General features: G+C 78.3%; 4 protein-coding genes and 2 pseudogenes. 2 read left to right on the top strand and 4 right to left on the bottom strand.

All coding sequences use genetic code 11. The annotated features are described in order from the left end of the window. From GTR00_RS14930 to ruvA, 4 genes and pseudogenes are all read right to left on the bottom strand, one after another. Positions 1-560: pseudogene (locus tag GTR00_RS14930) on the bottom strand (protein translocase subunit SecD); the annotation flags it as partial. Positions 561-769: 209 nt separating this feature from the next. Then, positions 770-1,162: a preprotein translocase subunit YajC gene (yajC, locus tag GTR00_RS14935; RefSeq protein ID WP_205705873.1), complete on the bottom strand. Its 393-nt coding sequence runs from the start codon at positions 1,160-1,162 to the stop codon at positions 770-772. Positions 1,163-1,350: 188 nt separating this feature from the next. Continuing rightward, the gene (gene ruvB, locus GTR00_RS14940; RefSeq protein WP_166612395.1) at positions 1,351-2,430 is read right to left on the bottom strand and encodes a Holliday junction branch migration DNA helicase RuvB; all 1,080 of its coding nucleotides are present in this window, start codon (positions 2,428-2,430) and stop codon (positions 1,351-1,353) included. 19 nt (positions 2,431-2,449) lie between these two features. Then, positions 2,450-3,064, bottom strand: coding sequence for a Holliday junction branch migration protein RuvA (ruvA, locus tag GTR00_RS14945; RefSeq protein WP_166612396.1), 615 nt, complete (start codon positions 3,062-3,064; stop codon positions 2,450-2,452). Positions 3,065-3,184: 120 nt separating this feature from the next. Between ruvA and GTR00_RS14950 the strand changes: the two genes are divergently transcribed. Further along, entirely contained in the window at positions 3,185-3,889 is a 705-nt protein-coding gene (locus tag GTR00_RS14950) for a dienelactone hydrolase family protein (protein WP_323132501.1), read from the top strand. Between the two features lie 71 nt (positions 3,890-3,960). Then, a pseudogene (locus GTR00_RS14955) lies at positions 3,961-4,651 on the top strand (hypothetical protein); the annotation flags it as partial.

Raw genomic sequence — 4,651 nt, forward strand, 5'->3', positions numbered from 1 at the left:
GTGCCGGCCTGCTGCAGGGCCGCCGGGGCGGCCGCGCCGTCGGCGCTCTGGGTGGGCTCCGGGGTCGCCGCCGGCGAGGCCGTGGCCGCGTCGCCCGGGGTGGCGCCGTCCGTGGGCGCGGTCGTGGCGCCGTCGGTGGGCGCGGGCGTGGCGCCGTCGGTGGGCGTCGCGCCGTCGGTGGGCGTGCCCGTGGGCGCCGGGGCGGCGGGCGGGGCGACCGGCTCGGCGTAGAGCACCACGCGCATGCGCAGCTGCGCGGAGCGGGCGATCAGGTCCAGCTGCTCGCGGCTGGCCCGCCCGGGGATGGACACCGAGATGTTCTGCCCGCCCTGCACCTGCACCTGCGACTCGGACAGCCCGGTGGCGTCCACGCGCTGGCGGATGATGTTGGCGGCGCGCTGCACCTGCTCGGCGTCGACCTGCCCGCCGCCCACGGCGCGCGGGGTGAGGACCACCTGGGTGCCGCCCTCGAGGTCGAGGGCCAGACCCGGCGCCCACCGCGCGGCCCCCCAGATCGAGCCGGCGCCGACGGCGCCGAAGACGAGCGCGGTCAGCAGCACCAGCACCGCCAGGAAGCGGCCGGGGCGGGGTCGGCGGAGGGGTGCGCCTCGGCGCACGCGCGGGGGCCTGTCGTTGGACACTGGGTACCTCGGGACGGCGCTCACCAGGCGACGGTCGTCACCCGGTGGACGCAAGCTTGTCACTCTTCGTGGACGGGTGCTGTCTTACCAGTGACCGCCGTGCGGGACCGGGAAGGCAGCGGGAGAGCTCAGAGCCGCGGCGCACCGCCGTCCGCCGGGTCGTCGCCCTCGGCGGCCGGCTTGCGCAGGTCCAGGCCGCCCGCCTGGCCCGGGGCGCCGGCGGCGGTCGCGCCGGGCACCTCGCCGGGGGCCGACAGGGCCGGCGTCACCACGCGCGCCACGGCGCGGCGCGCCCAGCGCGTGCGCACGCCGGGAGCGATCTCCAGGGTCACCACGTCGCCGTCGACGGCCACGACCGTCCCGTAGGTGCCCGAGGTCGTCATGACCTCCGCGCCCGGCCCGACGCTGCCCTGCATCTCCGCCTGCGCCCGCTGCTGCTTGCGCGTCCGGCTGAACATGAAGACCAGCAAGGCGATCATCAGCACCAGGAAGATCAGCTGGCTACCGCCGCCACCACCCACGACATCCCTCTCCGCACCGGTGGGTTCGACGGCTCACCGGCGCCCGTGCCGGCCTCGTGCCGGCACGGCGGGCTGAACGCCGCGCACCGCCCGCGGGTTCCTCCCCCCGGCCGGCGCCGGTCGCCCGACCCGCCCGCGCAGTCTAGACGGGTCACCCGGACGGCCCTGGACAGCGACGCGGCCGGTCCTCAGGCGCCGTCGCCGCCCGCCGCCGCGCCCGACTCGCCCTCCTCGGGCTCCTCGGCCCCCGGCGGGACCTGCCACGGCGCGTCGCGCGGCGGGGTCAGGCCCAGGTGCGCCCACGTCTCGGGCAGCGCCACCCGCCCGCGCGGGGTCCGCCCCAGCAGCCCCTCGCGCACCAGGAAGGGTTCGGCGACCGTCTCGACCGTCTCGGCCTCCTCGCCCACGACGACCGCCAGCGTCGACAGGCCCACCGGGCCACCGCCGAAGCGGCGGCACAGCGCGTCCAGCACCGCCCGGTCCAGGCGGTCCAGGCCGCGCTCGTCGACCTCGTACACCTCCAGGGCCGCGCGGGCCGCGCGGCGGTCCACCAGTCCCGAGCCGCGCACCTGCGCCCAGTCGCGCACCCGCCGCAGCAGGCGGTTGGCGATGCGCGGGGTGCCCCGCGAGCGCCGGCCGATCTCGGCGGCGCCCTCCGCGGTCAGCTGCACCCCCAGCAGCGCAGCGGAGCGGCGCAGCACCTGCACGAGCTCCTCGGGCGTGTAGAAGTCCAGGTAGCCGGTGAAGCCGAAGCGGTCGCGCAGCGGCGCGGGCAGCAGGCCGGCGCGCGTGGTGGCGCCCACGAGGGTGAAGCGCGGCAGCTCCAGCGGGATGGCGGTGGCCCCCGGGCCCTTGCCGACGATCACGTCGACCCGGAAGTCCTCCATCGCCATGTAGAGCATCTCCTCCGCCGGGCGCGCCATGCGGTGGATCTCGTCGAGGAAGAGCACCTCGCCCTCGTCCAGGGAGCTCAGCACGGCCGCGAGGTCCCCGGCGTGCTGGATCGCCGGGCCGCTGGACTGGCGCAGCGGCGCCCCCATCTCGGAGGCGACGATCATCGCCAGGGTCGTCTTGCCCAGCCCGGGCGGGCCGGAGAACAGCACGTGGTCGCTGGTGCCGCCGCGCGCCTTGGCGGCGTCCAGCACCAGCGAGAGCTGCTCGCGCACGACCCTCTGGCCGACGAACTCCTCCAGGCCGTGCGGGCGCAGCGCCGACTCCGCGGCGCGCTCGCCCTCGTCGGCGCCGGTCGTGACGATCCGTTCGCTCACGTGCCCCTCCCCTGCTCGCTCAGCGTCCCGACAGGTGGCGCAGCGCCGCGCGCAGCACCGCCGGCACGTCCTCCACCGCGCCCGCCCCGGCCGCGTCGTCGGCGGTCACCGCGTCCACCGCGTCCCCGGCCTGCTTCACCGGGTACCCCAGGCCCGCCAGGGCGTCGACGACCTGCTTGCGGCGGGCGTCGTCGTCGGCGGGGGCCGCCGCGAGCTGGGCCGGCGCGCCGCTGGGCGGGCCCAGCCGGTCGCCCAGCTCCAGGCACAGGCGCTGGGCGCCCTTCTTGCCGATGCCGGGCACCCGCACCAGGGCCGCGTGGTCCTCGGCGGCCACCGCGGCGCGCAGGCCGTCGGGGCGGTGCACCGCGAGCACCGCCAGCGCCAGGCGCGGGCCGACGCCGGAGACCGTCTGCAGCACCTCGAAGACCTCGCGCTCGTCGGCGTCGGCGAAGCCGAAGAGGGTCAGGGAGTCCTCGCGCACCACCAGGCTGGTCGACAGCGACGCCTCCTCGCCGACCCGCAGCGCGGCGAGGGTGGCCGGGGCGGCCTGCACGAGCAGCCCCACCCCGCCGACCTCGACGACCGCCGAGTCCAGCCGCACCGCGAGCACCCGCCCGCGCACCGACGCGATCACACGACCTCCACACCCGGCGCGGGGCACGGCCCCGCGCGAACACCTGTACGAGCGAAGGCTAACGAGCCGCACCGACACCCCCGGGCGCGGCGCGCGGCGGCACGGGGCACCATCGTTGCCGTGAGCCACGAGCAGCACGCCAACCCCCGCCAGAACGTCACCTTCGACTCCGCCTCCGAGAGCGGCCACGCGCACGGCTACCTGCGGGTGCCGGGCTCCGGCAGCGGCCCCGGCGTCATCGTCGTGCAGGAGTGGTGGGGCCTGACCGACCACGTCGCCGGCATCGTCGACCGCCTCGCCGCCGAGGGCTTCGTCGCCCTGGCCCCCGACCTGTACGGCGGGCGCACCACGCACGACTCCGAGGAGGCGGCGCGCTTCATGACCGAACTGCCCCCCGAGCGCGCCGCCCGCGACCTGGCCGGCGCGGTGACCCACCTGCTGCAGCGCCCGGAGACCACCTCCTCCACCGTCGGCGCCGTCGGCTTCTGCATGGGCGGGGCCTTCGTGCTGGCGCTGGCCGCGCAGCAGGGCGAGCGGGTCGGCGCGGCGGTGCCCTGGTACGGCGTGCCCGGGCCCGACACGGACTTCTCCGGGCTGCGGGCGGCGGTGCTGGGCCACTTCGGCGAGGAGGACTCCTCCGTGCCCCTGGAGGCCGTGCGCGCCACCGAGCAGCGCCTCCGCGAGCAGGCCGGGGTGCCGGCCCGCTTCGAGGTGTACCCCGCCCCGCACGCCTTCTACAACGACGAGCGGCCCAACTACCGCCGCGAGTCCGCCGAGCTGGCCTGGGAGCGCACCACCGCGTTCCTGCGCGAGCACGTGCGCTGACCCTCCCGCGCCCCGTCCCGGGACCCGGCCGCCGAGTGGCCGAGGGCCCGGGACGGCAGCACAGTGGCGCGGTGACCCGAACCAGCTCCCCGCGCCCGCGCCGCCCGGTCCACACCGTCCTCGCCGGCGCGGTGGCCGGTGCCGCCGGCACCACCGTCCTGAACGCCGTCACGTACGGCGACGTGGCCGTGCGCGGCCGGGCGCCGAGCACCGTGCCCGAGCAGACGGTCACCGCGCTGGCCGAGCGGCTCGGGCGCCCGGTCGGCGGCCGCGGCGCCGAGCGCGAGCACCGCACCACCGCCCTGGGCGCCCTGTCCGGCTACGCGGCGGGGGTGGGCGTCGGCAAGCTCGTCGGCCTCGCCCGCGCCGCCGGGCTGCGCATGCCCGCCGGGGTGGGCGGCGTCGTCACCGGCGCGCTGGCCATGGCGGCCACGGACCTGCCCGCGCACGCCCTGGGCGTCACCGACCTGCGCACGTGGACGGCGCAGGACTGGGTCTCCGACGCGCTGCCGCACCTGGCGTACGGGGTGACCGCGCACGCGGCGCTGCGGGCGCTGGACCCGCCGGCCGCGCACGGGCGGGCCGCGATCGTGGACCTGCCCTCCCTGCGCGCGGGCACCGCCGCGCGGCGCCCGCAGCGGCCCTCGCGCGCCTCGGCGGGCCTGCTGCTGCGCAGCGCGCTGCTGGGCGTGGCGGCCGGCGGGCGCAGCTCGCTGGGCCTGGCCGGCCCGGCGCTGGTGTCCGCCGGGACCGGCCAGGCCC

Source organism: Kineococcus indalonis (assembly GCF_009906395.1).
GTDB lineage: Bacteria > Actinomycetota > Actinomycetes > Actinomycetales > Kineococcaceae > Kineococcus > Kineococcus indalonis.